The following is a 3005-nucleotide window of genomic DNA, read 5'->3' on the forward strand; positions in this document are numbered from 1 at the left end:
TCGGCACGCCCCAGGTAACCCTGCGCGACACCGTCACCGGCGATGCACAGCTCACCCACCACACCCAACGGCACCGGCTGCATCAACGCATCGACGATGTACAGCTGGGTGTTGTCGATCGGGGAGCCGATGGAGACGGCGGCGGCCTCGGCCGGGACCTCCCAGGTGGCGGACCAGATGGTCGTCTCGGTCGGACCGTAGACGTTCACCAACCGGGCCACGTGGGCGCGCAGTTCGCGGGCCAGCGGGGCCGGCAGGGCCTCGCCGCCGACCAGGGCGGTCACGGAGCGGTCGGAGAAGCCCGCCTCCCGCAGCAGCTTCCAGCCGGACGGGGTGGCCTGCACGTGCGTCACGCGCTCGGCGGCGACCAGCTCCGCCAGGTCCTCCCCGCTCCGGGCGACGACCACGCGGTGGCCGCCGATCAGCGGCAGGTAGAGCTCCAGCCCCGAAATGTCGAAGGACACCGACGTGGAGGCCAGCCAGGACTCCCCCGCCTCCGCGACACCCAGCACCCGGCGGATGCCGACGAGCAGGTTCCCGAGCGCCCCGTGCGTGACCTGCACGCCCTTCGGCTTGCCCGTCGAACCCGAGGTGTACAGGACGTACGCCACCGCATCCCGGTCGATCACCGGAAGCCGGCCGGGAACTTCGGCCGCCTCGGACACCGAGATCCGCGCACCCGAGTGGATCTCGGCGGCCGTCGCGGCCAGCGAATCCTGGGTGACGAGAACGACGGGCGCCGCGTCGGCCACGATCCCGCCCAGACGGGCAGCGGGGTGCGAGGCGTCCATCGGCAGGTACGCACCACCGGACCTCTGCACGGCGAGCAACGCGACCAACAGCTCCACACCACGCTCCAGCAGCACACCCACCACATCACCCGGACGCACACCCCCGGCCACCAGCCGGTGAGCCAACACCTCGGAGCGCGCGTCCAGCTCGGCGTACGACAGCGACACACCACCACCGGTGACGGCCACCGCGTCCGGGACGGCCGCGACCCGCGCCGCAAAGAGCTCGGGCACCGTCGGGGCCGGGGCCTCGGTGGCGGTGTCGTTCCAGCCGGTGACGACGAGGGCCTCCTCGTCGGCGGGCAGCAGCACGGCCCGCGCGTCGCCCTCCGGGTCGGCGGCCATGGCCTCCAGGACGAGGCGGTACATGTCCGCGATCCGCTGGGCCTGGGGCCGGGCGAGGTCCCGCTCGTTGGCGGTCAGGACCAGGTGCCCGGCGAGGGTGGTGACGGCGAGGGGGAACTGCGAGGTGGCGTCCCCGAGGTTGGCCTCGACGTCGATCAGCTCGGTGTCGACCTGGTGGTAGTTCTGGTAGGTGAACAGCACCTCGACGACGGACTGGCCGGGCTCGGCCAGCCGCTGGATCGCCGGCAGCGGGTAGCGGCGGTGCTCGAAGAGGTCCATCTCGCGGTCGAAGACCTGGCGTACGAGCCCGGTCCAGGTGGCCGCGACCCCGGCATCGTGGGCGAACGGGACGGTGTTGAGGTGCATGCCGCAGACCCGCTCGGCGCCCAGCAGTTCGGGGCGGGCGTCGGTGACCAGGCCGGCCGAGAAGCGGGACTCCTCGGTGAGCTGGCTCATCACCTTCAGGTGGGCGGCGATCAGCACGCTCTTGGCGGAGGCGCGGGCCCGTTCGGCCAGCTTCTTGAGCCCGGGCTCCAGGTCGGAGTAGGCGACCGGCAGGCGGTAGCCGCGGCCGTCCTGCGCGGTGGGCTCGCCCCAGCCGGCCGGGAGGGCGAAGGCGGGGAAGGCGTCGACGGTGTGCGCCCAGTACGCGCGGTCGCCTTCGTCCGCGAGGGACTCCAGCTCCCCGGCGATGAAGTCGGCGTAGCGGGCGGGCACCGGCTCGCGGCCGGCGTCCGGGTCACCGCCGTCGCGGACCGTGCGGTAGACGTCGAGGATCTCCATCAGGAGGGAGTGGTGGCTCCAGCCCTCCAGGACGATGTGACTGTGGGTCAGGGAGAGCCACCAGGCCTTGTCGCTCTCGACCAGCGCGGCGATGCGCAGCAGGGAGTGGTCGGCGAGGTCGAAGGGGCGGGACTCCTCGACCGCCACGTGGGCCTGGACGGCCCGCGTGAGCGACTCCTCGTCCCGGATGCCCGTCAGGTCCTCCACGTGGAGGGGGATCTCGACCGAGGCGTGGACGAGCTGCATCGGCACGGAGTAGCCGGTGAGGTCGATGGACGTGCGCAGGACCTCGTGCCGGGCTGCGACGGCGCGGGCCGCCGCCTCCAGCGCGGTACGGGAGAAGGCCTGCCCATCGCGGACCCGGAAGGAGGTCACGCGGTGGTAGTCGTCGCCGCCGTCCTCGACCAGGGTCTCGACGGCCATGCCGGTCTGCACCTGGGAGAGCGGGTAGGCGTCGGCGAGGCCCTCGGGTATCCGTTCCCTGTCCTCATCGGTGAGCAGGGCGAAAGGGGCGAGGCCTCCTTCCCCGGGCGCGGGCTGCGGCTCGGCGGCGGCCGGGGTGGCCTGGGTGCGGAGCAGGGCGAGGAGGTCGGCGACCGAGGTCTGGTCGGAGAGGCCGCCTGCGGCGAGGTCGATGCCGGCCGCCGCGAGCGCACCGGCAAGCGCCTCTGCCGCGTCGGCCGCCCCTGCCGTCCGGGTGGAGATGTTCGTCGGTGACACGGTGTCCTCCTGCTGTGCCTGCGCCGCGAGATGGTCCGCCAGCTCGGCGACGGTCTGGTACGTGAAGATCGTTCGAACGGAGAGTCGGTGGCCCAGTGCCTTCAGCGCACCGACGACGGAGACCGCCCGGATGGAGTCGCCGCCGAGATCGAAGAAGCTGTCCTCGACGCTCACCCGTTCGAGCCCGAGAGCTGATTCCCAGGCATGAGCGATGCTCGCCTCGGCGTCTGTGCGGGGAGCTATATATGTGCTCTCGGCGCCGCGGGAGGGGGCCGGGAGCGCCTTGCGGTCGAGCTTCCCGGCGGTGTTCAGCGGCCACGCCTCCAGCTCCACGAAGGCACCCGGGACCATGTAGTCGGGCAGCTC

The 3005-nt window shown here is 72.3% G+C and carries 1 protein-coding gene; it reads right to left on the reverse strand.

The window, feature by feature from the left end:
- On the reverse strand, nucleotides 1–3005 hold a 3005-nt coding region (locus ACFWB8_RS36890; RefSeq protein ID WP_385237647.1), incomplete at both ends, for an AMP-binding protein.

The organism is Streptomyces sp. NPDC060031, assembly GCF_042736805.1.
Lineage (GTDB): Bacteria > Actinomycetota > Actinomycetes > Streptomycetales > Streptomycetaceae > Streptomyces.